A 24,438-nucleotide genomic window follows, 5' to 3' on the forward strand; every position below is an offset into this window, starting at 1 on the left:
GGATCGCGGGCGTCGAACCGGAAGACGACGAAACCCCACAAGCCGACGCGGACTAGGATTTCACGCTCACCACAGGTGAGGCACCACTCCGGATTACGCGCTCATTTTCAAATGAGGCACCTCGCTGTACTGCGCAATGGTCACGCGAATCCGTCAGATGCGGGCGAGGATGTCCTCGCCGACCTGATCGGTGGTGCGCTGGGTGGAGCCGAGTTCCTCGATGTCAGCTTCCACGGCGGCGTGGATCTTCTTGGCCGCAGCGTCGAAGCCGAGGTGCTCAAGCAGCATCGCGGCGGACAGGATCGCGGCGGTCGGGTTCGCGATGCCCTTGCCGGCGATGTCCGGGGCGGAACCGTGGATCGGCTCGAACATGGACGGGTATTCGTTGGACGCGTTGATGCAGCCGGACGCCGAGTAGCCGACGCCGCCGACAACCGCGCCGGCCTCGTCGGTGAGGATGTCGCCGAAGAGGTTGTCGGTGAGGATCACGTCGAAGCGGGACGGGTCGGAGACAAGGTAGATGGTGGCCGCGTCGATGTGGGAGTAGTCGTGCGTGACCTCCGGGTACTCCTCGCCGACCTTGTCGATGATGCGCTGCCACATGTCGCCCGCGTTGACGAGCACGTTCTTCTTGTGCACGAGCGTGATGTGCTTGCGGCGCTTCATGGCCAGCTCGAAGGCGTAGCGCACGACGCGTTCGACGCCATACGCCGTGTTGATGGACACCTCGGTGGCGACCTCCTGCGGGGTGCCGCGACGGACCGCGCCGCCCGCGCCGCAGTACAGGCCCTCGGTGCCTTCGCGCACGACGACGAAGTCGATGTCGCCCGGGTTGGCGAGCGGCGAGGTGACGCCCTTGTACAGCTTGGACGGACGCAGGTTCACGTACTGGTCGAGCGCGAAACGCAGCTTCAGGAGCAGACCGCGTTCGAGGATGCCGGCCTTGATGCGCGGGTCGCCGACCGCGCCCAAGAGGATCGCGTCGGTCTTCTTGATGCGTTCCAGCTCGTCGTCGGGCAGGATCGCGCCGTCACGCAGGTAGCGTTCCGCGCCGAGGTCGAAGGGTTCGTAGGTGAAGTCGGCCACGCCTTCGGCGGCCTTTTCGAGGGCCTTCTGCGCCCACGGAGTGACTTCCTTGCCGATGCCGTCGCCGGCGATCACGGCGATTGTGTATGTCTTGCTCATAGCACGCGAGACTACACGCGCGACCACAGGCCGGCCGCGAACCGCTCAGCCTGTGGACACGGGCTCAGTGCAGGATGCTCATCACGCTCAGGCACCACGCGTTCTCGTAGGAGACCTCCTCCCACTGCTTGTAGCGCCCGGTGGTGCCGCCATGCCCGGCCTCGACCTCGATCTTGACGATCGCGTCCACGCCGGCCGCCTGCAATCGCGCCACCCATTTGAGCGGCTCGACAACCAGCACGCGCGTATCGTTCATCGACGTGGTCACGAACAGCTTCGGAAACACCGGCTTCCCGTTCTCGTCGCGCCGCCACGGCACCTCGCCGTCCGCGTCCGGCGCGTTCTCGTACGGCGTATACGACTTCATGTACCGGTACACGTCCGCATCGTGCAGCGGATCGCCCCACTCGTCCCATTCGGTCACGGTCAGCGGCAGCGACGGGTCGAGAATCGACGTCAACGCGTCCACGAACGGCACGTCCGCCTCGATGCCCGCATACCGGTCCGGAGCAAGGTTCGCCACCGCGCCCATCAGCAGGCCGCCGGCCGAGCCGCCGTTCGCCACGGTGCGCCGTCGGTCGGCCAGTCCGGCCTCCTGCAGCGCGACGGTCGCGTCCACGAAATCCTCAAACGAATGCCGTTTGTTGAGCCGCCGCCCCTGCTCGTACCATGCTCGGCCCATCTCGCCGCCGCCGCGGATGTGCGGCACCGCGTACAGCACGCCGCGGTCGAGCAGACTCAGCCTGGACACCGAGAATCCCGGATCGGAGCTGATCTCGTACGCGCCGTAGCCGATGATGAACATCGCCGAGCCGGAGACCGGAATGTCGCGCCGCCACGCGAGCGACACCGGGATCTGTTCGCCGTCGCGCGCGGTGATCCACACGCGACGCTCCATATAGTCGCGCGGATCGAAGTCGCCGAGCACGGTGGCGCGCTTGAGCAGCCGGTCCTCGCCGCTCGCCGGGTCGATGTCGTGCAGTTCGCCCGGCCGCGTGTAGCTCGAGAACGAGTAACGCATGCGCGGCGCGTCATACGAGGGGTTGCCGGCCGAGCCGATCGAATACAGCCTCCGCGTCTCGCCGGGCAGCAGATCGTCGGCCGCGCCGTCCCACGTGTCGACCATCCGCGGCTCGCGCGAGTCGGTCAGATCGGCCGCGCCGTCACCGGACGCGTCGCCTGTCCCAGCCGACGCATCGCGATGCGGATGCGGACCGGCCGCATCGTCGCCGCTTATCGACGCCGCCGTCTCCAGGTCGTCGGCGTCCAGATCGGCGTCCCAGTCGCCGTCCAACGCGGGCGGCGTCAGTTCGCGAAACGCCCATGGACGACCGGCGAGAAAATCGGCCGCCGCCCGTTCCTTCGTCATGATCGCCACGCGCGGCAGACCGTCCGTGCGGTAGGCCAGCGACACGAAATGCCGGTACATCGCGATGCCTTCGATCGCCAGACCGTGCGCGCCCTGCAGCACGGCCGGATTGACCGGGTTGAAATACGCCTCGCCGATGCGACGCATGCTCGCGCCCGGCTCGAATTCGTCGCCGCGCTCGCAGCCGTACGGCGAGCCGACCGCCACGCGCACGCCTTCGCCGAGCCGGTACGGCGGCTTGTGCGATCGCATGTCGATCACGTCGATCTCGAAGTTCGGATTGGACGCGTTGTGGTAGACGATCGCCAGCGGAATGTCCTCGCCACGCTCCCCCGCTCCCTCGAAACAGGCGAAGCTGACATCGTATTCGATGTCGGCCTGCCGCGGAATGAACACCGAGAACTCGCCTTCTGGCGTCTCCATCGGCAGCATCCACACTTCGGTCGAGGTTTTGGAACCGGTGCCGATCACGATGTTGCGTTCGTCGAAGCTCATGCCCACGCCGACCCAGAACCGCTCGTCGTCCTCGCGGTAGACCTCCACATCCTGTTCGACCGGCGTGCCGACCTGATGACGACGCACCGCGTACGGCCGCCACGCATCGTCCACCAGCACGTAGAACACCCACTTGCCGTCCGGCGTCAGGCTCGCGCCGCCGATGCCCTCCAGCAGGTCGGGCAGCTCCTCGCCGGTGTCGAGGTCGCGGATGCGGAAATCGTAGCGCTCGTCGCCGCTCGTGTCCACGCCGTACAGCATCCACCGCCCGTCGCGGCTCAGCTCAAGGCCGCCGAGCCGGAAGAAGTCATGGCTTTGCGATTCGCGGTTCGCGTCGAAGATGATCTGTTCGCCGGGCAGCGAGCCGGGCTCGCTCGCCGCGTCGACCTGCGGCGGCTCCCAGTCGTCCTCGCCGCGCACCGGCATGCGGCATTGCAGGCCGTACTGCTGTCCTTCGACAGTGCGAGCGAAGTACCAGTAGCCGTTCATGCGCGTCGGCACGGACATGTCGGTCTGCTGGATGCGCGACTTGAGCTCGCCGAACAGCGTCGACCGCAGTCCCGCAAGCCCTGCCATGCGCGCGTCGCAGTACTTGTTCTGCGCGGCGACGTACTCGCGCACGTCGGGCGAGTCCTTGTCGCGCATCCATTCGTACGGGTCGGTGAATGTGTCGCCGTGGAACGTGCGCTCGTGCGGGATTCGTTTGGCTGCCGGGGGCTGCGGCATTGCGGCGGCTTCGGCAAACTGCTCTTCGTCGGTCATGATCGCCCATTGTAGTGACCGGCTGGAACCTGACGTGTCGGACCGGCCGCCCGCATCAGATCACATGTTGCTTGAGATATGGCAGCATGGTCTTCATGAGGTTCGCGCCGGTCGTGCCGGTGAACACGGGCACGTCGGTCACGGGCATCGGCTGGGTGGACGTGGTGCCCACCACCGACGACAGCGGCGAGTATTCGCGCGGGGACAGCTGGCGGATGCCGATCGCGATCACGCGCCCCGGATAGCGTCGCGTGATCGTTGCATACGTTGTCGGGTCCTTCTGCCCGTCGTCGCCGATCAGGATGAACTTCATGTCCGGGAAGTCGGCCATGAGCTGTTCGGCGAACTCGAGCTTGTGCTGCGGACCGGTCGGAATGAATGTCTTGGGCCGCGGATCAAGGTCGCGCAGCAGTAGCGGACCCTCCGGGAACCCATGATCGATGATGAAGTTGCGGATCGAGCTTTCCACGTTCCACGGCGAGGTGGACAGGTAGAAGAACGGCGCATCCGGGTACAGGTCGGCGAGTTTGGTGAACAGCACGCTCATGCCCGGCACGGAGGCCTTCTTCTTCGGGTTGAGGAACAGCAGGTTGTACAGGGCCTTCCACAATGTGGGCGCCTGCGTGATCATGATGGTGTCGTCCACGTCGGAGATGATGCCGATTTTGGCGCTCGCCGGGATCGTGAACAGGTTCGCGGAGACGGGCCGACGGCGTTCGACCTGATAGGTGACGCGGTGCACGCCCGGTTCGAGACGGTGCTCGGCCACGAGGTCGAGGTAGCCGCTCGTGTCGGAGATCGCGTATTCACTGTTCGTGCCGCGCGTGCGGTCGAATCGGTCGTAGGTTTCGGATTGGCCGACCTGCACGGTTTCCAACGGCATGTCGTCGATGGCGATGCGCACCTGACGATGCGGCGCGGGGATGGCGAGCATGCCGCGGATGCCGCGCGTCAGTTCGCCGCTGCGGGCGTTGGCCGGCGCGTAGACCGTGCGGCAGATCAGTCGCGAGTAGTTTTCGGTGCCGTATCCGACGTACGGTTCGATGTTCGGATACCATCCCCAGCCGGTGACGATCGGCGTGGAGAAACGCAGCCACGCGCCGAACGCGCGCGTGATGGCGCGGCGGGCGACGCGCACGAGGATCGGCTTGTTTTCGATGCGCTCGTGTTTCGACGCGGCGTCGAACGTCGTGACGACCTTGCGCGCGGGGATCGGCACGGTCGCCATGTCGTCGGCGTCCGCGCCGGCGTCCGCGCGGCCGCGCGGGTCGTCGTTCGGGGCAAGCCCCGTCGCATGCTGCTGTATCCTGCTCATGCCTCCACTATACGCCGGCCGATATCCGAGTTTTCTTTACAGAACCGTCACACAAGCTGAATATGCATGTTGTCACGAACCGTGTCATGTCGACCGAGCGAAGCGAGTGGAGACATCTTTCATGCAGACGGGCATCACAGGATGTCTCCACTCGCTTCGCTCGGTCGACATGACATAGTCGGCTCGGCGAACAATGCGGCGGCACAGAGAGGTCAGGAACGGACGATCTTGGCGTACTCCTCGGCGGTGAGCAGATCCGGCTCGTCGTCGTCCAGTTCGATCTTGAGCAGCCATCCCTCGCCGTACGGGTCGCCGGTGATGATGCTCGGATCGTCGGACGCCTCGCGGTTCACGTACCTGACGGTGCCGGAGACGGGGCTGACCAGTGGCTGGACGGCCTTGGACGACTCGAGTTCGACGATCTCGTCGCCGGATTCCACGCGGTCGCCCGGCTCGGGCAGGTCGACGAACACGAGTTCGCCCATCTGCTCGGCCGCGTATTCGGTGATGCCGATGATCGCCGGCGAGGCGGATTCGTCGACCCACGCGTGTTCTTCGGAATACGACAGGTGGTCGGGAATATCGAGGTTCTCGGGGGTGTCGGTGTCGTTGACGTCGCTCATGGGCGTCTCCTTTCGTGCGATGGTTGCGATGTGGATGGGATTGCGAACGGTCGCGGCGCTTCGTCGTTCGTTGCATCGCGCCACGACCGTATAACCGTTCTGCGACTACTCTTCGGTGATCTCGTCGCCGAACAGCAGGCCGAGCATCTCCTGGCAGGAGATGCCGTCCGCGAGCACGCGGCTCATCGCGTAGGCCAGCGGCGTGGCCACGCCGAACTCCTTGCCGAGCGCGACGACCGCGTCGGTGGTGGGCACGCCTTCGGCCACGCCGTTGCTGGCCTTGGTGGCCTCCTCGACGCTCAGGCCCTTGCCGAGGTTCGCGCCGAACGTGTAGTTGCGGCTCAGCGGGGAGCCGCAGGTGGCGGTCATGTCGCCCACGCCGGCGAGGCCGGAGAAGGTCTTGACGTCGGCGCCGGCGGCCTTGCCGAGGGCGGTCAGTTCCGCAAGTCCGCGGGTTTCGATCATAGCGGCGGTGTTCTCGCCGTAGCCGGCGCCGCGAGCCATGCCGACGGCGAGCGCGGTCACGTTCTTGAGCGAGCCGCACATCTCGAGGCCGATGACGTCGCGGGTGACGAACGCCTTGAAATAGCTGTTGGTGCAGGCCTTGGCGACCTTGCGCGCGTTGTCGAGGTCGACGCAGCCGACGACGGTGGCGGCCGGCTGGCGGTCGGCGACCTCCTTGCTCAGGTTCGGGCCGGAGACGGCGGCGAAGCGTTCGACCGGCAGGTCGAGGGCCTCGCGCACGACCTCGTCCATACGCTTGGAGGTGGTGCGTTCGATGCCCTTCATGAGGCTGACGACGATCGCGTCGGACGGGATGAGGTCCTTGAACTCGGCGAGCGCGACGCGGGCGAACTGCGCGGCGATGGCGACGACGACGATCTCGGCGTCCTTGACGGCTTCGGCGCGGTCGCCGGTGGCGGTCATGTTGTCGGGCAGTTTCTCGACGGACGGCAGACGCACGCCGTTGTGATGGTGGTCGCGGATGCCTTCGACGATCTCCGGCTCGATGGCCCACATGGTCACGTCGTTACCCGCATCAGCCAGCACCTGCCCGAAGGCGGTGCCCCAAGCTCCCGCACCCAATACCGTAATCTTCATACCGTTTCTCCTTATATCTCATTCCTATAGATTCTTGGCCCCTCAGTTGAGGGGGCTGTCAGCGCAGCTGACTGGGGGCGTGTCAACGCTTCGGAACGCCAAACTACCGACTGCCCTTCAGCCGGCCCACGGCCGACAGCTCCCCTGACAAGGGGAGCCGAGAAAGCGGTTTCACCCCTTCACCCGGCTCATCGTCCGGTAGTCCCAGTACCCGTCGGGCGCGTCCTCGCCGCGGATCTCTGCCATGATCTCGGTCATGCGCACGCGAATCCGCCGGGTCAGCTCGTCGGCGGCCGCCTGAGGCACACCGTCGATCCCCTCGGCCCACGCATCGCTGCCTTCCAGCAGATCGGCATAATCAAGCCGCGTGTCGTAGCACATGACCACGTTCTTGCGCGGCCACGGCCACCAGTGATTGATGCTGGCCGCGCCCCACGTCACCGCGCAGAACAGCGGAATCTGAGTCCCGAGACGGCGCGAGGCCTCGAGCGCGATCACGCCGACGCCGTTCTTCATGCTCATCGGCCATTTCTTCGGGTCGCGCGTCACCGTGCCCTCCGGCCATACGGTGAGCGGCCGACCGGAGGTGAGGATCTCGATCGACGTTTCCTCGATTGCCTTGGCCTTGCCGGAGCGGCGCTGGACGGGTTGCATGCCGACGATCTGGAACCATTTGCCGATCAACGGCCAGTGCGCCATCTCGGCCTTGGCCATGTACCGCGGGCGACGACCCATGTGAAACAGGCTCGCCATCGGCACGAACACGTCGAACATCGTCACGTGCGTGGCCGCGGTGATGAACGGCCCGGTTTCCGGAATGTTGTCGAGTCCCCACGCGAGCGTCTTGCAGCTGGCGTTGAAGACGACGTCGACGCCCTTGAGCAGGCGTTTCGTTCCCTTGGGATGCTGCGCGTCGATTTCCGGCTGGTTGATGCGCCGGTTCGGACCGGTCGGCAGGTCGCGCATCGGGTCGACCAGATGATGCCGCTTGGCGAGCCGGGCCACCTGCTCGTTGGAGAGCGGCTTGACCGCGGATCGCGGCGACGGTTTTCCTTTGGATGCCATGTGCCCTATTGTGCCGCAACCCACGAACGACGGCGATATAGCATCGCCGGCCGTGTTCGCCATCACACCGGCGACATCAAACAGAGCGCGTCGAATTATACATACCGACCGACGGTATGTATAATGATGGCGGCACGGCAACTGATCAAACCATTCAGCAGGTCAGGTCGCCGGCAGAAATGAGGCAACGATGGCACGCAACGCACACCCCGAGGTGACCGAACGGCGCATCCTCGACGCCGCCCGCGAGCTGTTCATGGAACAAGGGTACGAGAAGACCTCCGTCCAAGACATCGTCGACCGGCTCGGCGATCTGTCGAAGGGCGCGATCTACCACCATTTCAAGTCGAAACAGGCGATTCTCGACCGGCTCGGCGACGATGACGCGCGCCGCATCGGCGACCAGAGCAAGGCCGTCTTCGAACGCGAGGATCTCGACGGGTTGCACAAGATCCGCGAACTGTTCAAACTGTCCGCATCCGACGAAAGCCATCGCGACATCAACCGCGTGGCGATGCCGCTGCTGGATGATCCGACGTACTTCACCGACAACATGCGGTTCTGGTCGACCGAGCTGCCCAAGCATTTCCGACCGCTCATCGACGAAGGTGTGCACGATGAGTCGATTCCGACCGAATACCCGCAGGAGGCCGCGGAGATGCTCGCGCTACTCACCAACTACTGGCTGCTGCCGCACTTCTACCCCGCCACCGCCGCCCAGCTCGAGCACCGCATCCGCTGCCTCGCCACGATGCTCGACGCGATCCATGTGCCGGTCTTCGACGACGAGCTCATCCGCCTTACCACGCGACTCTACGCCGCCTTTGACTCCCCGCACCCCGATCGACATCCCAGTTAATCGCTCTCAACCACTTGCCGGCGCAGCCATCCCGGGGCGCAACCCCATCCCTCCGGGAACAACCGCACTGAACCCATCCCAACGCAACTATTTCCGGAAATCTTCCCTTTCATCCGGAAATAGTTGCGTTGGGACGATCTCAGCACGACTATTCTCGGGAACAACCCTTGTTTTCTGGAAATAGTTGCGGTGGCAACCGCCCAGCGCAACTGTTCTCGGACGACGCGGCTGCTATCCGGAAATAATCGCGACCGATATCGAGGCCTTGACGATTCCTTAATGCGCACCGGAATCCGGAATCGCCCGGCAGCCCGCCCAATCCGTTTCACACCAATCTCAGCAATATCAACCTCCTGCGGTCGCATATCAACGATCTTTTTCATACCGTCGGTCGGTATGAAAACCGACTCACCCAAGGAATTCATCATGACCATCAACAACGATTCAGACCGCACCCGGCCGAACCCATCCCATTTCCCGCTCCTTTCGCGCGACTTCATTCTGCTCGTCGCCGGGCAGGGTATCTCGCTGTTCGGCAACATGATGCTGCGCTTCGCGATGTCGATGTGGGTGCTTGACGAAACCGGTTCGGCCACCACATTCGCCACGATTCTCGCCGTATCGATCATCCCGACGATCATCCTCTCCCCGTTCGGTGGCGTGCTGGCCGACCGGATGAACCGCCGCACGATCATGGTCGCGCTCGACGCCGCATCCGCCGCGCTCGTGCTCGCCAGCGCGCTCGTCTTCGCCGTCATCGGGTTCGACATCGCCGCGATCGCCGTCATGCAGGTGCTGCTCGCCGTGCTCGGCGCATTCGAGACGCCGACCGTTCAGGCCGCGCTCCCCCAGATGTTCCGCGCGCATGGCCCGGCGACCATGCGACGCGCGATGGCCGTCATCAATCAGGTGCAGCAGCTAAGTTCCCTGCTGCCAAGCTTCCTCGGCGGCGTGTTGTATGCGATGGTCGGCATCCGCGTGATGATGGCGGTCACGATCGCGAGTTTCGCCGCGGCAGCCGCGCTCGAATGCTTCATCCGTCTCGCCGCGCCCAACCGTACGGTCGACGGCGACCGGCTGCCCACGCCGGTCGAGGATCTCAAGGCCGGACTGCGGTTCCTGACCCATGACCGGCCGGCCGTGTTCCATCTGGCGCTGTATGCGGCGGCGATCAACTTCGTCACGATCGGCTATTCCGCGGTCGGGTTCCCGTACACGATCCGCACCGTGCTTGGATTCGACGCGACCGTCTACGGCATCGCCGACGGATTGGTCGGCGTGGCGGGCGTGGCCGGCGCGTTTCTCGCAGGCCTGTTCGCCGCACGTCTCGCCGTGCGCCATCTGCCGGCCGCGACCGCCATGTTCGCACTGACCACACTGCCGCAAGGCCTCGTATTCCTGCTGCCGCTCGGCCCGGAAACGCGGCTCGCGGTGCTGGTGGCCGGCATGTGCGCGGCGGTGATCGCGGCCTGTTTCACGAACCTGATCGCCATACCGGCGATCCAACTGAGCACGCCGGAGGCGATGACCGGCAAGGTGATGGCGATGTTCTCCGCGCTGTGCATGTGCGCCCAGCCGCTTGGCCAAATGCTGTACGGCTGGGCTTATGACCGCTTCCCGGTCGCGGCGGTGCTGCTCGCCTCGGCCGCCGCGCTGGCGATAGGCGCGCTGGCCGTCATCCCCATCGCCAAGCGGCTCGATTCCTGAGCCGACAACACTTCCTGCGGGGCAGTTCCGGGAAGTCACCGGCGTTCGGCCCCGGGTACGGCCCGCCCCGCGGTGCATATCACGGAACTCGTCCGGGAGTTGCCCCGGAAAGCATGCGTTTTGCGGGGCAACTCCCAGATGACGTAACGAATCGACCCCGCACAGACCCGCACCAGCGGGGCAGCTTCCGGATATCATGAACGAACCACCCCGCTACACACCCATTCCGCGGGGCAGCTTCCGGATATCCTCACCGAATCGCCCCGCCCCAGTACGGTCAGCAATAAAAAATGGCCGGCACCCGGAACAACAATCCGGATGCCGGCCATCATGAGCTCAGAAGCGATCAGTCGAAGTCCGCGCCGAGCGCCTCGAGCTTGCCGCGGAAGTCCGCATAGCCGCGGTCGATGAGCGAGATGCCCTGCACGTTCGACGGGCCGGAGGCCGCGAGCGCCGCGATCAGGTGCGAGAAGCCGCCGCGCAGATCCGGCACGTCGATGTCGCGGCCGGTCAGCGGGGTCGGTCCGAAGATGACCGCGGAATGCTTGTAGTTGCGCTGCTGGAAGCGGCACGGCAGCGATCCGAGGCATTCGCGGTACAGCTGGATCGTCGCGCCCATCTGCACGAGCGGCTTGGTGAAGCCGAAGCGGTTCTCGTACACGGTTTCGTGCACGATCGACAGGCCGTTCGCCTGCGTCAGGGCCACGACGAGCGGCTGCTGCCAGTCGGTCATGAAGCCAGGGTGCACGTCGGTTTCGATGGCGACCGGCTTCAAGTCCCCGCCCGGATGCCAGAAGCGGATGCCCTTGTCGGTCACGTCGAATTCGCCGCCGACCTTGCGGAACACGTTAAGGAAGGTCATCATCTCCGGCTGGGTGGCGCCCTTGACGAAGATGTCGCCGCGCGTGGCGAGCGCCGCCGCGGCCCACGAGGCGGCCTCGATGCGGTCGGTCAGGGCCGTGTGCGTGAAGCCCTTGAGCTGCCTGACGCCTTCGATGCGGAACGTGCGGTCCACATCGACGGAGATGATCGCGCCCATCTTCTGCAAGACGGCGACCAGATCCATGATCTCCGGTTCGATGGCCGCGCCGGACAGTTCGGTCTTGCCTTCGGCGAGCACGGCCGCGAGCAGCGTCTGCTCGGTCGCGCCGACGGACGGGTACGGCAGGTGGATCTTCGCGCCGTGCAGTCCGTCGGGCGCGGAGATGTGGATGCCGTCCTTGTGTTCCTTGTCGACGGTCGCGCCGAGCTTGCGCAACGTCTCCAGATGGAAGTCAATCGGGCGACCGCCGATCGCGCAGCCGCCGAGCGCCGGGATGAACGCCTCGCCGAGACGATGCACCAAAGGCCCGGAGAACAGAATCGGGATGCGCGACGAGCCGGACAGCGTGTCCACGTCGGCCACGTCCGCAAGCTGCACATGGGTCGCGTCGATCGTCACGATGCCGTTCTTGCCGTCCACGTCCACGTCCACGCCGTGCAGGCGCAGCAGATCGGACACGACATGCACGTCGCGGATCTCGGGCACGTTCTTCAAGACCGACTTGCCGGGCGCAAGCAGGGCCGCGACCATCGCCTTGCTGACGAAGTTCTTCGCGCCGCGCACCTTGATGGTGCCGTTGAGGGGCTTGCCGCCCTCGACATGCAGGATATCGTCCTTCGGATCCTTGACCACGCTGACCTCTTTCAATCTCGCGCCACTAACGGCGGGCGTGCGCCCGCCTGACTATCCAACAGTTTGCCACAAGGTATGTGCGCACCCCGTGAAAGACGCTGCTAGCCGAAAAACGGTGTATAGTGATCTCTCGTAATTGACGACATGCGAACAGCATTCGCTTCGGATTCAAAGCCCGGCTGGCTGCCCGGCAGTTCTCAGTGTCGGTACCCCTAGGCGTAGGCGGATACACGTATCCCGTCGAGGCCCATCCCATGGGGAGACCGGCGGGATGAACCTTGTATGAACCAGCTATGTTGCAGACATTTCTTATCGCCCTGTCCGTATCCATGGATGCATTCGCCGTGTCCATCGGCAAAGGTTTGACCGTACGCAAGCTGCGCGGCGTCGACGCGTTCAAGACCGCATTGTGGTTCGGCGGCTTCCAGGCCCTGTTCCCGCTGCTCGGCTTCTTCTTCGCCAAGACGTTCGCGCACTACGTGACCGCGGTCGATCACTGGATCATCTTCGCGCTGCTCGCGTTCATCGGCGGCAACATGATCCACGAGGCGTTCGAGGAGGACGAGGAGAACGCGAAGGAGACCGCGGAGTTCGATTGGAAGCACATGCTGCCGCTGGCCGTGGCGTGCAGCATCGACGCGTTCGCGGTGGGCGTGAGCTTCGCGTTCATGAAGGTGGATGTGTGGTCGTCGGTGATCACGATCGGCATCACGACCGGCGCGTTCTCGGCCGCGGGATTGTATATCGGCCGCATGTTCGGCTCGCGTTGGCAGAAGCCGGCGCAGATCGCCGGCGGCGTGGTGCTGATCCTGATCGGACTGAAGGTGCTGCTCGAGCACCTCGGCGTGCTCTAGTCGTTTCGCCTTTTCCAATCAAAAAACGCTCCCGTTGGGGAGCGTTTTTTCTATGCGATCGAGGCCAGGATCGTGGCGGCGGGAATCAGCGCGCCGGTCAGCAACGCCGGCAGCACGACGATGCCGAGCCACGGCGCACGCGCATGCTCGTCCGGATCGGCTTCGGCCATCCACCAGTTCGCGGCGACGGCCAATCCGATGAACAGCAGGATCACGACGGCCGTCAGCACGATCATCGCCGTATTGCCGGCACCCATATCGGGCGCCGCCATGAAGTCGGGCAGAAACAGCCATCCCGGCGCTGCGATGAGCGCGACGCCTTCGATCACGGTATGCGACAGTCCGCGGATCAGATGCGAACGTTCGGCGCGGGCCATCTGACGGGCGAACGAGACGACGATCAACGCGACCAAGAGACCCCCGACGCCGACGAACCACGTCATCTCGTTGCCCACCGACGTCGGCGCATCATCGGCAAGCTCGTCGACCCAGCCGAACGTCAGCCAGCCCGTGAACACCGCCACGAACGACAGCACGCCGGCCACCACCGCGATCACATGCCCGGCCACGCCGTCACGCAACGGCGAACACACGACGAACGCGATCATCAGCACGGCCGTCCACACCGCTAGGCCGACCGCACCGGCACCGCCCGCGGCCAGCACCAGCAATGGCATCGCGGCCAGCACCGCGAAACCGGCCGTATACGCACTCGGGAACGGGGCACCCGCGCCAACCGCCACATTCGCCCCAGCGCCACGCTGCTCACTCATAGACACGCTCCTCCGCCCGCGCACCATCGCCCAAGCCCAGCAAAGTAGGCCAGCCGCTGCCGCCGCAAGCTGATCTCACAAAAACAACTCCTGCACCATATCCTACGTCCCGGTCCGCCAAACCGTCCCATCCCGGCAACCCACGCAAAGTCTCGCGGCCGTGTCCACATCGTGCGCATACAATATGTGGAAATCGTGAAACCCATTACGATACGGGGTAACGTCATGTGAACGTTATCTCTGTCGTATCTATATAAAAGGGGGCGAACAGTGACGGATCTTACGCTGATGACGTTCGCGGCCGATCCCGCGACCGTACTGCCGTCGCTCGCCCTGCTGTCGCACCGTGTCCGCGTACTGCCGATGGATGCCGCAAGTCTCGTGAAAATGCCGGAGAACACGATCCTGTTCCTCGACGCGCGCGACGATCTGGCCACGGCGAAGACCCTGTGCCGGCTCATCCACGCGTCCGGCCTGTCCACGCCGATCGTGCTGGTGCTCACCGAAGGCGGCTTCACGGTGGTCAACTCCACGTGGGGCATCGCCGACGTGGTGGTCTCCTCCGCGTCCCCCGCCGAGGTGGAGGGCCGCTTGCGGCTCGTGTCCGAACGCGGCAACTCCCCGCTCGGCGCCAGCGCGAACGGAACCGCCGGCGCCAGCGAGCCGGGCACCGTAAACGCGGACGGCCAGATCCGTTCCGGCGATCTCGTGGTCGACACGAACGGCTACACCGCATCCCTGCACGGCCATCCGATCGATCTTGCATACAAGGAATTCGAGCTGCTCAAGTACCTCGTGCAGCATCCGGGCCGCGTGTTCACCCGCGCCCAGCTGCTGCAGGAAGTGTGGGGCTACGACTATTACGGCGGCACCCGCACGGTCGACGTGCACATCCGTCGTCTGCGCGCCAAGCTCGGCGGCGAATACGAGCATCTCATCGGCACCGTGCGCAACGTCGGCTACCGTTTCGACCCGCCCGAAGACGAGGCGGAAGCCGGTGCCGGCCCCGCTCCGGCCGCATCAGCCGACAAGAACTGATCGGAGCGGATCGCACGATGCGCGAATCGAAACAGGCGCGTCTGGATCGCATGCACGCCGAATACGCCATATTGTGCGAGGAGATTCCCGCACCCAAATGCGCCCTGAATTTCACTAATCCCTTCGAACTGCTCGTCGCCACGGTCCTGAGCGCCCAGACCACCGACAAGCGCGTCAATTCGGTCACGCCGACCCTGTTCTCCACATATCCGGACGCGCACACGCTGGCCGCGGCCAATCCCGAACAGGTCGAGGACATCATTCGCCCGCTCGGCTTCTTCCGTTCGAAGACGCAGCATCTGCTGGGGCTGGCCACCGCGCTCGACCGTGATTTCGCCGGCGTGGTGCCGCGCACGATGGACGAGTTGACCACCTTGCCGGGAGTGGGCCGCAAAACCGCGAACGTGGTGCTCGGCAATGCGTTTGGTATTCCCGGATTCCCGGTGGACACGCATGTGATGCGCGTGACCGGGCGGTTGCGCTGGCGCAGCGACTGGCGGATCGCGAAATCCGATCCGGTCAAGGTCGAGAAGGAGATCTGCGCCTGTTTTCCGCCCGCGGAGTGGACCGATCTGTCCCACCGACTGATCCTGCACGGCCGCGCGGTCTGCCATGCCCGCAAGCCGGACTGCGGCAACTGCCCGCTCAACACCACATGCCCGTCCGCGGCATAGCGCGCCGCTCCCGGTCACGATCCGCGTCGCAAAAGTACGTTCCCGGACTACGTTCCCGAGCCGCACACCCCCGTAAGGGAGCGCCCTTCGCTAGACTGGGCCGCATGCATCATAAGAAGGTCGGCAACGCCAATGCGTTGCGTTCGTGGTTGGTGTTCGTGGCAACGGCCGTCGTGCTGTCGCTGATCGCATGGCTGGTCTGGTCTCTCGCCTCGCACCGCGTCACGCTGCCCAATATCGGCGCGGACAGTCCGCAGACTTCGATCTCCGTGGGACTGACGCACGCCCCCGACTCGCTCGACATCCGCACCGACGCGAGCACCGCCGTCGAACGCGCGCTGATCGGCAACGTCTACGAAACGCTGGTCTCGCGCGACGACAACAACGCGCTCAAGCCGGGCATCGCGAAAAGCTGGACCGTATCAGGCGACGGCCTGACGTACACGTTCAAGTTGAACTCCGGCATGCGTTTCTCCAACGGCCACGCGCTCGACTCGTCCGACGTGGTGTGGTCGATGCAGCAGATCGTGCAGAACAAATATCAGGGATACGACGATCTGTCCGGCCTCAAGTCGGTCAACAATCCGGACTCGACCACCCTCGAGATCACGCTGAACAAGCCCGATCCGCGACTGCTGCGCGCGCTGTCCGGCCGCGCCGGCATCGTCTACGACCAGCAGGCGAACCCCGACTACGCGACGGACGCGCTCGGCTCCGGACCGTTCACGGTGGACTCGTTCAGCAAAGGCAAGTCGATCACGCTCAAGCACAACGCCAACTACTGGGGCACGAAGGCGGCCGCCGGCACCATCGAACTCAAGTACTACACCGACGAGAACGCGATGCTCGCCGATCTCAAGGACGGCAAGCTGACCATGGCGCTGCCGACCAGCACCAACGGCACGAACGTGTTCACCAACGACCAGAAGTTCACCGTGACGACCGGCACGTCGACCGCGAAAGTGATGCTCGCGTTCAACAACGACAACGAATCGATCTTCTCCGACCAGCAGGCGCGACAGACGATCCGGTATGCGGTGGACGCCGCGTCGATCGCGCGCTCGCAGCCCGATTCGGCCGGTGCGCTGGGCGGCCCGATCAGCCAGCTGGAACCCGGATACGAGGATCTGACGAACCTGTTCCCGTACGATCAGGCCAAGGCGATCGGCATGATCGCGTACTTCGCGACCGGCGCCGCGTATTTCGGTACGGTCGACTTCGTCGTGCCGCAATCGTATGCGGATCTCGGCAAGACGATCGCGGATCAGCTGACGGCGGTCGGCCTGGACATCAAGGTCGATACCGTGGACGATGCGACGGCCGTTCAGCGCATCAAGGACGGCCAGTACGAGTTCGCGCTCACCGTGGCGGACAGCGAGGACGACGCGGCCTCCTACGGCACCGCGAACAACGTCTACCGGTATACGAACGGTTCGGCGCAGGACGCGTATACCAACGCGATGGCCGCGACGAACGACAAGGACTATCAGGATCGGCTGCGCACGTTCGCGAAGACCGTGAGCGAGGATGCGGCCGGCGACTGGCTGTACACGAAGAAAACCGTGGTCGCGGCCTCCTCGTCGGTCAGCGGGTATCCGAAGAACCTGACCGACCGGTATCTGCCGCTCGCCAAGCTCGCGACGAAGTGACGCGGGCGGTCGGTCTGAGCTGCCGGCGACGATGACTGCGCCGGCAGCTTCGCCAACGGCTCAGGCCGTATCGGCTCCCGCCCGCACCCCTTGTCACCTAAGCCGCATAAAATCGCGCGTATGAGCGAAAGCACCATCATCAACGCAAACCTGACCCCGCTGCCCGACAAGGTCGGCGTCGACGGTCTGGAAGACAAGTGGCGTGCCGTCTGGGACGAGCAGGGCACGTACAAGTTCAACAACACGCGCGACCGCAAGGCCGTCTACTCGATCGACACCCCGCCGCCCACGGTGTCCGGCCACCTGCACGTCGGCCACGTGTTCTCCTACACGCACACCGACGTGATCGCACGCTACAAGCGCATGCGCGGCTACGACGTGTTCTACCCGATGGGCTGGGACGACAACGGCCTGCCGACCGAGCGCCGCGTGCAGAACTACTACGGCGTGCGCGTGGACACCTCCATGCCGTACGACCCGGATTTCAAGCCGCCGTTCGAGGGCACCGACGGCAAGAAGATCGACGCGAAGGACCAGGTGCCGATCTCGCGCCGCAACTTCATCGAGCTGTGCGAGAAGCTCACGGCGCAGGACGAGAAGCAGTTCGAGGCGCTGTGGCGTTCCCTCGGCCTGTCGATCGACTGGTCGCAGACCTACCACACCATCGGCGAGCACCCGCAGCGCGTGGCACAGAAGGCGTTCCTGCGCAACCTCGCGCGCGGCGAGGCGTACCAGAAGGACGCGCCAGGCCTGTGGGACGTGACGTTCCAGACCGCCGTGGCCCAGGCCGAGCTTGAGAGCCGCGAATACCCGGGCTTCTACCACAAGGTCGCGTTCCGTTTCGAGGACGGCACGCCGATCTACATCGAGACGACCCGTCCGGAGCTGCTCGCGGCCTGCACCTCGCTGATCGCGAACCCGGACGACGATCGCTACAAGCAGTATTTCGGCCAGTACGTGTACTCGCCGCTGTTCAAGGTGAAGGTGCCGATTCTGGCGCATCCGGCCGCCGAGATGGACAAGGGCGCCGGCATCGCGATGTGCTGCACCTTCGGCGACGTGACCGACGTGCAGTGGTGGCGCGATCTGAACCTGCCGACCCGTTCGATCATCCAGCGCAACGGCCGTATCGTCATGGATACGCCGGACTGGATCGAGGATGAGGGCGGCCGCGCGATCTTCGCGGAAACGGCCGGCAAGACCACGTTCTCCGCGCGCAAGATCATCGTCGACCACCTGCGTGAGTCCGGCGATCTGGACGGCGAGCCGACGCCGACCAAGCGTATGACGAACTTCTACGAGAAGGGCGACAAGCCGCTCGAGATCGTCACCTCCCGCCAGTGGTATCTCAAGAACGGCGGCACCGACCCGAAGCTGAACGCCGAGCTGATCGAGCGCGGCAAGGAACTCAACTTCCACCCGGACTTCATGCGCGTGCGCTACGAGAACTGGGTGCATGGCCTCAACGGCGACTGGCTGATCTCCCGCCAGCGCTTCTTCGGCGTGCCGTTCCCGCTGTGGTATCCGGTCAAGGCCGACGGTTCCGCCGACTACGATCACCCGATCACGCCGAGCGAGGACATCCTGCCGATCGATCCGACGATCGATGTGCCGGCCGGATACACGGCCGAACAGCGTGATGTGCCGGGTGGCTTCACCGCCGAGCAGGACATCATGGACACGTGGGCGACCTCGTCGCTCACCCCGCAGATCGTGACGCGCTGGGCCGAGCCGGGCGAGGAGAACGAGGCCATCTTCAAGGCCACGTTCCCGATGGATCTGCGCCCGCAGGGTCAGGACATCATCCGCACCTGGCTGTTCTCGACCGTCGACCGCGCACATCTGGAGAACAAATGCCTGCCGTGGGCGCATGCGACCCTCTCGGGCTGGATTCTCGACCCGGATCACAAGAAGATGTCGAAGTCCAAGGGCAACGTCGTTGTGCCGAACAAGCCGATCGAGCAGTTCGGCGCGGACGCGGTGCGTTACTGGGCGGCCTCCGCCCGCCTCGGCCTCGACGCCACGTACGACGAGGGCCAGATGAAGATCGGCCGTCGTCTGGCGATCAAGCTGCTCAACGCGACCAAGTTCGCGCTGGCGATCGGCCGCGAGGACGAGAACCATCACGTGGGTGCCGCCGCCACCGCCGCGTGGAACCCGGCCGACGTGACCGAGCCGCTCGACCGCGCCGCGATGGCGAAGATGGCGCTTGTGGTGCGTCAGGCCACCGAGGCGATGGAGGCGTACGAGCACTCCAAGGCGCTTGAGGTCATCGAAAGCTACTTCTGGCAGTTCTGCGACGACTACATCGAGCTGGTCAAGAACCGTGCGTACGGCACGGCCGATGCGACCGGCCACGTGCCGAGCGAGGCCGCGACCAAGTCCGCGCGCACGACGCTGGGCTTGGGTCTGGACGCGTTCGCGCGTCTGCTCGCCCCGTACCTGCCGTACGCGACCGAAGAGGTGTGGAGCTGGATGCACGCGGGTGCCGGTTCGGTGCACCGCGCCGCATGGCCGACCCCGGACGTGTACGAGGCCGCCGCGTTCAAGGTCGCTCCGGAGCTGCTCGCCCACGCCGGCGAGGCGCTGGCCGCGTTGCGTGGCATCAAGTCGAAGGCCAAGGTCTCGATGAAGACGCCGATCCTGTCCGTGAAGCTCGGCGTGGCCGATGACGTGCGCGAGTCGCTGGAAAGCGCCGTGAACGACATCGCCGAAGCCGGCCGCGTGGTGGGCCGCATCTCCTTCGTGAGCGCCGCCGCCGCGATCAAGGCCGCGCACGAGACCGCCGAAGCCGCCGTCGACGCCGCCGCCAAGGCGAAGGCCGAAGCCGAGGCCGCCATCGACGTCATCGTCGAAGACAGCGAACTCGGCGAGCCGCCTGTTAAGAAGAAGTAAGACTTCTTTTTAACAGGCGGCCTTCGCGGCTGCCTATAGCGCAGCCGCTCACTGAGCCCACGGACAGTCCACAGGACTGTCCGCTTCACGGCTCAGCCTGTTAAGAAGAAGTAAGACTTCTCTCAACAAGAGGCCTTCGCGGGCACCTGTAGCGCGCCCGCTCACCAAATAACAACGGGTCATCAGGTCGTCCATCCTGCAATGGGCGGATGGCCTGATGGCCCGTTGTTATTTGGTGATGTCGCCACGTCACAGTACCCCAACCCGCCCGCGATGCGGGCACCCTCCCCTGACAGGGGAGGGAATATTGGGCGCTCAACATGTAGCCGATTGGCTTCTTCTTTTGCTTCTTCCTTTCGGAGGATGAACCTTTGCTCCCCCTTGTCAGGGGGAGCTGTCAGCGAAGCTGACTGAGGGGGCGCAAGAGCAATCAGCTCAGTGCCTCCTCATTCACATGCTTCTCCCACTCGACAGCTCCCACAAGGAGGAGCATTTTTATTTCATATGCCATAACCCCGCGATACAATCTCGCATGGGTGATGAATATGAGCAATGCACAAGCCGCGGATATCAACAACCAGATCGACGATCTGTCCGAAGACGAACTGATCAACGACAAGCCACTCAAACGCATCGTGCTTGCCGGACTGGCACTGCTCGCCGTCTCCGTGTTCCTGCCCGGATCGCACTACACGCTGCATCTGCCCGTGCGCGAGGTCATCACCGCGATCGGCGCGTGGATGATGATCCTGCCGTTGCTGTTCGTCGCGTGGCACCAGTTCCGCACCAAGCATCATTTCCCGATCGTCACGCATTTCGCATTGCCGATCGTCGGACTCGTCATGGTCGCCGCACGCATCATACTCGTGCCAATGGGCGCGTCCACGATCTTTCTGAACCTATGGTCGATCGGCGGCACGTTCCTGATCGTCCCGCTCGTCCAACAGCTTATCGAACTGCTCTCCGGCAGCGTCGACATGGAGACCGGCGGCAACCAGATCCGCTATCAGTGAGCGAACACCAGCAAAAATCGAGTTTTTCTCGTATCCGCACCGGATGCGACATGCGACGTAAGATCGTTCAGCGAACCCGCATCGGCGAGCGCCTGTACGGCGGCGGTCAGCACGGATGCCGCGTCGCTGATGGCGACCGTCTCATCAACCATCGCGGCATTGTCCGGCGTGAGCATACCGGCCGGGTTCATGCCGCGAATGCCGAAGGCGACTGACGGCGCGTCAGTAACGTTTGCGGCATCCGACTGCTTGCCAGCGTTGTCATCTTGCGTTTCGGCAGTGTCGGACGAAGCCCCGTCTGTCTGCGCAGAGGTTCCACCGTCGAAATCGCCACCATCCGAACCGCCGCCGAGCGAGGCCACTCCCCCGGCGAAGCTCATCACATCATCCTTGCTCATCGACACCTGATCGTCGACCAGGCTCGACGTCTGTCCGTCTGCCGACTGCGATCGCTGCCGAGCCTTATCGGCAGCCTGTTCCCGGGCCTTATGCTGTTGCTTCACGCGTGCGGCTTCGACCACCGCGGCGATGCCATTGCCGCCGACGCCAAGCCGCGGCGAATCGGTGACCGACAAGGAACGCAAGGTCTTTCCGTCTCGGCCCGCACCGGAAGCGTCCGAACCATCCGCGTTACCGGCAGACGACGAATCGGCCGCATCCCCCGCCTCGAACTGGTCCTCGAACCGCAGCAGCAACTGCCTGATCGCCTGCGCGCGCCCCGTATGCTCGCTGGCAGTGGCGAGCGCCGCCATCGCCGCGTCGACCTTCGCCTGATCGGCCTTCAGATCGGCATCCGACGCGAACGATTCGTTCGTCTGCGCGATCGCCTGTGCCTGATACGCCGCGGCCCCGCTCGTCGTGCCGCCGGTCAGTTCGCTCAGATGCTCGGTGTACGTGTCCGTATACGCCATCGAATACGGGATCATGGCCTGCGACAGCTGCGATTGCCCGTCGCTGTACCCGGACGAGCCGAGCTGTGATTCGTGGCCGGCGTCCTGCGTGAGTTCGTCGGTCAGCCCGTTCACCCCCTGTTGCCGGATGCGCCGGATGATCGCATCCACTTCGTCGGCCGCGCCGGTATGCCGGTATGCGGCGCTGACCGCGTTCACCGCGTTGGCCAGATCGACCACGGCCTTGGCGAGCGGCGTGTCTCCTTTGAGTTCGCCGGCGGTGCCGATCAGCGCGGTCATCTGCGTCTTGTTGCTGATAGAACCGCTCAGATGCGTGGTGTAGGAGCCAACGTATGCAGCCATGTACGCGTCGAACGCCTGCCGGTGTGCGGCGGATCGCTCGGCGATCGTGGCTTTGGCGAGCGCGCGCTCCCGGTCGCGCAATGCGGTCAGTTGGGCGATGAGTTCGTCGTTGTGCTGCCCGCTCGCCCCGGTCAGCGTGTCCGCGAGCGAGGTCGTCTGCTGTGCGAGGTCGGAGGCTTGCGCGGTGATATCGTTCGCATCGGATGCCGGTACGGCGGCCAGCATGATCGGGCTCATGGAGAACTGCGTGGCGTTCAGATAGACGCTGAGATCAAGTACGGTATCGTCATCCGTCGTTGTGGCGCCGGCTGACTTGGCGGCCTGCAGCACGTCGTCGATCCGGTCCTGATCCGTCGCGTCGGACAATGCCGTATCGTTGCCGATCGCGGTGATGACGTTGTCAGAACCATGCTGCGCGACGATCGTGCCGTCGCTGGATGACAGATCACTCCCGACTTCGGTCGGTATCGTGAACGCGACGACCGGGACCAGTCCGGCCGCGGCCTGCGTGATGTCATGCGAGGCGAGATCATTGCGGGTGACGGTCACGCGCACGCCGACCAGACCGCTAGCCCCATCGACGCCGGCGGCATTCGTCTGCGGCCCGTCCAGCGAATACGTGACGTGTACGGTCCACGGCAGGGCTTCCAACGTAGCATCCGTCCGCCGCACGCCGGATGTGGCATTCCCCTCATTGTCGCCGGACAGGTACACGCCGCCATCGTTCGCATCCGTCACGTCAAGCGCGGCGTACACGTCGCGGCCAAGATACCGGCTGGCAGACCGCGTCGTCGTGCCGTCCGGAGCCGTCGTGCCGGAACCGGCCGGCGCCAGCATCGTCAGACTGACCGCGAACGAAACGGAGGCGGCACCGACTCGTGTCAGGAATCGACCGACACGTCCCATGCTGCCTCCATTACCTCGCTCGTTCACAAACGAACAAGCATTCTATCGCGCACCGCACCCGGCAACAGGCCGTATACGAGTTCAGGCTCCCCGGATCAGGCGAAGACGTCGAGCACGCCCGGGTCGCCGCCGGCCGCCGCGATGCGCGCGTGGCGCTTTTTCGCTTCGGTCACCACGAATTCGCGGTACATCTCCGCGATGTCTGGGTCGAGTCCTGCGGCCACGGCGATGCGGTGCAGACGCTCGATCTGATAGTCTTCGCGTTTGTAGTCGGCCGGAGCGAACCCCGCGCGCGCCTTGAGCACACCGACCTGCGACGTGTACTTGAACCGTTCCGCAAGCAGGGAGACGATGGCCGTGTCCACGTTGTCGATGGACTGGCGCAGGGCCTTGATCTTCGCCACGGTTTCGGCGACTTCGGGATGTTCGGCCGCGGCGGCGGAGTCGATCACCGTCTCGGATTCGGGGGCGTGCGTGGCATCGGCGGACGGCAGCCAGTCGCCGCCTTCGGACTGTGGTTCTTGCGTTTCGCTCATGGTTGTCAGATTATCACCGATACGCCGTACCGTACGCCGGAACAGACGAAATCAGCGTCGATTTCGTCTGGTTCGGCAGTACAAGCCCTGCAGCCCGCTCCTAGAAGTAGGTTTTGAGGATGACGGTACTTTCCGTGCTGACCGGCACGGTGCGGTGGATGAGATTGAGCAGCTCCTCCAGTTTGCCGGGCGATGCCACGCGCACCAGCAGCACGAAGCTCGGCGCGCCGGCCACCGAATAGCAGGAGACGACGCCGTCGAGGTCGCGCAGTTTGGCGGGAATGTCCGCCTCCTTCGTGTAGTCGAGCGGCGTGATGGACACGAACGCGCTGATCGGCAGTCCCCTGCGCTCATGATCGACCACCGCGGCGTACCCCTTGATGACGCCGCGCTTCTCCAGCTTCTGCACACGCGACTGGACGGCCGACACGGACAGGCCCGTCGCCTTGGCCAGCTGCGACAGCGTGGCGCGGCCGTCCGCCTCCAGCATGTCGAGTATCATCCCGTCCTTCGCGTCGACCCCGGTCGCGACTTCGTGATCGTCCTGTTCCTTCATGGGTTCCATACTATCGCCGGCACGCGGCGATTCATATGCTGAAACAGGCGAGATCGAGGCCGGTTCCGCCTGTTTCAGCATAACCAACCCAACTGCACAATATGATATTTTTGCAGATTATCCACTCTTTTTCGT

At 64.7% G+C, this 24,438-nt stretch carries 19 protein-coding genes; 8 read left to right on the forward strand and 11 right to left on the reverse strand.

Annotation, left to right across the window (positions count from 1 at the left end):
• Window positions 1-153: 153 nt before the first annotated feature.
• The 6 genes from AC1A0G_RS06905 to AC1A0G_RS06930 all read right to left on the reverse strand — a co-directional run bounded on the left by AC1A0G_RS06905 (window position 154) and on the right by AC1A0G_RS06930 (window position 7,915).
• Window positions 154-1,185, reverse strand: coding sequence for a 3-isopropylmalate dehydrogenase (locus AC1A0G_RS06905; protein ID WP_476528467.1), 1,032 nt, complete (start codon window positions 1,183-1,185; stop codon window positions 154-156).
• A 64-nt stretch (window positions 1,186-1,249) separates the two neighbouring features.
• A complete protein-coding gene (locus AC1A0G_RS06910; protein ID WP_476528468.1) occupies window positions 1,250-3,811 on the reverse strand; it encodes a S9 family peptidase in 2,562 nt (853 codons plus the stop codon).
• 55 nt (window positions 3,812-3,866) lie between these two features.
• On the reverse strand, window positions 3,867-5,039 hold the full coding sequence (locus tag AC1A0G_RS06915; protein ID WP_476528524.1) for an App1 family protein: 1,173 nt from the start codon (window positions 5,037-5,039) through the stop codon (window positions 3,867-3,869).
• Window positions 5,040-5,338: 299 nt separating this feature from the next.
• On the reverse strand, window positions 5,339-5,749 hold the full coding sequence (gene gcvH, locus AC1A0G_RS06920) for a glycine cleavage system protein GcvH (RefSeq protein WP_476528469.1): 411 nt from the start codon (window positions 5,747-5,749) through the stop codon (window positions 5,339-5,341).
• Between the two features lie 105 nt (window positions 5,750-5,854).
• Window positions 5,855-6,850 (reverse strand): NAD(P)H-dependent glycerol-3-phosphate dehydrogenase, encoded by a 996-nt coding sequence (locus AC1A0G_RS06925; protein ID WP_476528470.1) that lies wholly within the window; start codon window positions 6,848-6,850, stop codon window positions 5,855-5,857.
• 171 nt (window positions 6,851-7,021) lie between these two features.
• Complete coding sequence (locus tag AC1A0G_RS06930; RefSeq protein WP_476528471.1) at window positions 7,022-7,915, reverse strand: lysophospholipid acyltransferase family protein; 894 nt, start codon at window positions 7,913-7,915, stop codon at window positions 7,022-7,024.
• Window positions 7,916-8,105: 190 nt separating this feature from the next.
• Here AC1A0G_RS06930 and AC1A0G_RS06935 point away from each other — a divergent pair, with 190 nt between their 5' ends.
• Window positions 8,106-8,774 (forward strand): TetR/AcrR family transcriptional regulator, encoded by a 669-nt coding sequence (locus tag AC1A0G_RS06935; RefSeq protein WP_476528472.1) that lies wholly within the window; start codon window positions 8,106-8,108, stop codon window positions 8,772-8,774.
• Between the two features lie 426 nt (window positions 8,775-9,200).
• Window positions 9,201-10,481, forward strand: a complete 1,281-nt coding sequence (locus tag AC1A0G_RS06940; protein WP_476528473.1) for an MFS transporter — start codon at window positions 9,201-9,203, stop codon at window positions 10,479-10,481.
• 346 nt (window positions 10,482-10,827) lie between these two features.
• On the opposite strand, the gene murA is transcribed toward AC1A0G_RS06940, so the two are convergent.
• Window positions 10,828-12,156 carry a UDP-N-acetylglucosamine 1-carboxyvinyltransferase gene (gene murA, locus AC1A0G_RS06945; RefSeq protein WP_476528474.1) on the reverse strand — a complete coding sequence of 443 codons (1,329 nt, stop codon included), beginning with the start codon at window positions 12,154-12,156 and terminating at the stop codon, window positions 10,828-10,830.
• Between the two features lie 293 nt (window positions 12,157-12,449).
• Between murA and AC1A0G_RS06950 the strand changes: the two genes are divergently transcribed.
• Window positions 12,450-13,010, forward strand: a complete 561-nt coding sequence (locus AC1A0G_RS06950; protein ID WP_476528475.1) for a manganese efflux pump MntP — start codon at window positions 12,450-12,452, stop codon at window positions 13,008-13,010.
• 50 nt (window positions 13,011-13,060) lie between these two features.
• On the opposite strand, the gene AC1A0G_RS06955 is transcribed toward AC1A0G_RS06950, so the two are convergent.
• Entirely contained in the window at window positions 13,061-13,783 is a 723-nt protein-coding gene (locus AC1A0G_RS06955) for a hypothetical protein (RefSeq protein WP_476528476.1), read from the reverse strand.
• 270 nt (window positions 13,784-14,053) lie between these two features.
• Between AC1A0G_RS06955 and AC1A0G_RS06960 the strand changes: the two genes are divergently transcribed.
• The 5 genes from AC1A0G_RS06960 (at window position 14,054) to AC1A0G_RS06980 (ending at window position 21,052) form a co-directional block, all read left to right on the forward strand.
• Window positions 14,054-14,821, forward strand: a complete 768-nt coding sequence (locus AC1A0G_RS06960) for a winged helix-turn-helix transcriptional regulator (RefSeq protein WP_476528477.1) — start codon at window positions 14,054-14,056, stop codon at window positions 14,819-14,821.
• Between the two features lie 17 nt (window positions 14,822-14,838).
• Window positions 14,839-15,495, forward strand: coding sequence for an endonuclease III (gene nth, locus AC1A0G_RS06965; RefSeq protein ID WP_476528478.1), 657 nt, complete (start codon window positions 14,839-14,841; stop codon window positions 15,493-15,495).
• A 104-nt stretch (window positions 15,496-15,599) separates the two neighbouring features.
• Window positions 15,600-17,144, forward strand: a complete 1,545-nt coding sequence (locus AC1A0G_RS06970; RefSeq protein WP_476528479.1) for an ABC transporter substrate-binding protein — start codon at window positions 15,600-15,602, stop codon at window positions 17,142-17,144.
• Window positions 17,145-17,264: 120 nt separating this feature from the next.
• Entirely contained in the window at window positions 17,265-20,039 is a 2,775-nt protein-coding gene (gene valS, locus AC1A0G_RS06975; RefSeq protein WP_476528480.1) for a valine--tRNA ligase, read from the forward strand.
• 545 nt (window positions 20,040-20,584) lie between these two features.
• Window positions 20,585-21,052: a hypothetical protein gene (locus AC1A0G_RS06980; RefSeq protein ID WP_476528481.1), complete on the forward strand. Its 468-nt coding sequence runs from the start codon at window positions 20,585-20,587 to the stop codon at window positions 21,050-21,052.
• Here the strand turns inward: AC1A0G_RS06980 and AC1A0G_RS06985 are convergent.
• The 3 genes from AC1A0G_RS06985 to AC1A0G_RS06995 all read right to left on the reverse strand — a co-directional run bounded on the left by AC1A0G_RS06985 (window position 21,046) and on the right by AC1A0G_RS06995 (window position 24,303).
• Window positions 21,046-23,211 carry a hypothetical protein gene (locus tag AC1A0G_RS06985; protein ID WP_476528482.1) on the reverse strand — a complete coding sequence of 722 codons (2,166 nt, stop codon included), beginning with the start codon at window positions 23,209-23,211 and terminating at the stop codon, window positions 21,046-21,048. The two genes, AC1A0G_RS06980 and AC1A0G_RS06985, sit on opposite strands and share 7 nt — an antisense overlap.
• Before the next feature lie 95 nt (window positions 23,212-23,306).
• Window positions 23,307-23,747 carry a chorismate mutase gene (locus AC1A0G_RS06990; protein WP_476528483.1) on the reverse strand — a complete coding sequence of 147 codons (441 nt, stop codon included), beginning with the start codon at window positions 23,745-23,747 and terminating at the stop codon, window positions 23,307-23,309.
• 100 nt (window positions 23,748-23,847) lie between these two features.
• Window positions 23,848-24,303 carry an Lrp/AsnC family transcriptional regulator gene (locus tag AC1A0G_RS06995; RefSeq protein WP_476528484.1) on the reverse strand — a complete coding sequence of 152 codons (456 nt, stop codon included), beginning with the start codon at window positions 24,301-24,303 and terminating at the stop codon, window positions 23,848-23,850.
• Between the last annotated feature and the right edge of the window lie 135 nt (window positions 24,304-24,438).

Source organism: Bifidobacterium sp. LH_230 (assembly GCF_056357555.1).

What these genes read in the sequence shown, in the direction of transcription:
- AC1A0G_RS06915 (WP_476528524.1), bottom strand. Translation starts at nt 5,039, where the DNA reads ATGGCGACCGTGCCGATCCCCGCGCGCAAGGTCGTCACGACGTTCGAC.
- AC1A0G_RS06930 (WP_476528471.1), bottom strand. Translation starts at nt 7,915, where the DNA reads ATGGCATCCAAAGGAAAACCGTCGCCGCGATCCGCGGTCAAGCCGCTC.
- AC1A0G_RS06985 (WP_476528482.1), bottom strand. Translation starts at nt 23,211, where the DNA reads ATGGGACGTGTCGGTCGATTCCTGACACGAGTCGGTGCCGCCTCCGTT.
- AC1A0G_RS06955 (WP_476528476.1), bottom strand. Translation starts at nt 13,783, where the DNA reads ATGAGTGAGCAGCGTGGCGCTGGGGCGAATGTGGCGGTTGGCGCGGGT.
- AC1A0G_RS06905 (WP_476528467.1), bottom strand. Translation starts at nt 1,185, where the DNA reads ATGAGCAAGACATACACAATCGCCGTGATCGCCGGCGACGGCATCGGC.
- AC1A0G_RS06970 (WP_476528479.1), top strand. Translation starts at nt 15,600, where the DNA reads ATGCATCATAAGAAGGTCGGCAACGCCAATGCGTTGCGTTCGTGGTTG.
- AC1A0G_RS06925 (WP_476528470.1), bottom strand. Translation starts at nt 6,850, where the DNA reads ATGAAGATTACGGTATTGGGTGCGGGAGCTTGGGGCACCGCCTTCGGG.
- AC1A0G_RS06950 (WP_476528475.1), top strand. Translation starts at nt 12,450, where the DNA reads ATGTTGCAGACATTTCTTATCGCCCTGTCCGTATCCATGGATGCATTC.
- AC1A0G_RS06935 (WP_476528472.1), top strand. Translation starts at nt 8,106, where the DNA reads ATGGCACGCAACGCACACCCCGAGGTGACCGAACGGCGCATCCTCGAC.
- AC1A0G_RS06990 (WP_476528483.1), bottom strand. Translation starts at nt 23,747, where the DNA reads ATGAGCGAAACGCAAGAACCACAGTCCGAAGGCGGCGACTGGCTGCCG.
- AC1A0G_RS06980 (WP_476528481.1), top strand. Translation starts at nt 20,585, where the DNA reads ATGAGCAATGCACAAGCCGCGGATATCAACAACCAGATCGACGATCTG.
- AC1A0G_RS06910 (WP_476528468.1), bottom strand. Translation starts at nt 3,811, where the DNA reads ATGACCGACGAAGAGCAGTTTGCCGAAGCCGCCGCAATGCCGCAGCCC.
- AC1A0G_RS06940 (WP_476528473.1), top strand. Translation starts at nt 9,201, where the DNA reads ATGACCATCAACAACGATTCAGACCGCACCCGGCCGAACCCATCCCAT.
- valS (WP_476528480.1), top strand. Translation starts at nt 17,265, where the DNA reads ATGAGCGAAAGCACCATCATCAACGCAAACCTGACCCCGCTGCCCGAC.
- AC1A0G_RS06995 (WP_476528484.1), bottom strand. Translation starts at nt 24,303, where the DNA reads ATGAAGGAACAGGACGATCACGAAGTCGCGACCGGGGTCGACGCGAAG.
- nth (WP_476528478.1), top strand. Translation starts at nt 14,839, where the DNA reads ATGCGCGAATCGAAACAGGCGCGTCTGGATCGCATGCACGCCGAATAC.
- gcvH (WP_476528469.1), bottom strand. Translation starts at nt 5,749, where the DNA reads ATGAGCGACGTCAACGACACCGACACCCCCGAGAACCTCGATATTCCC.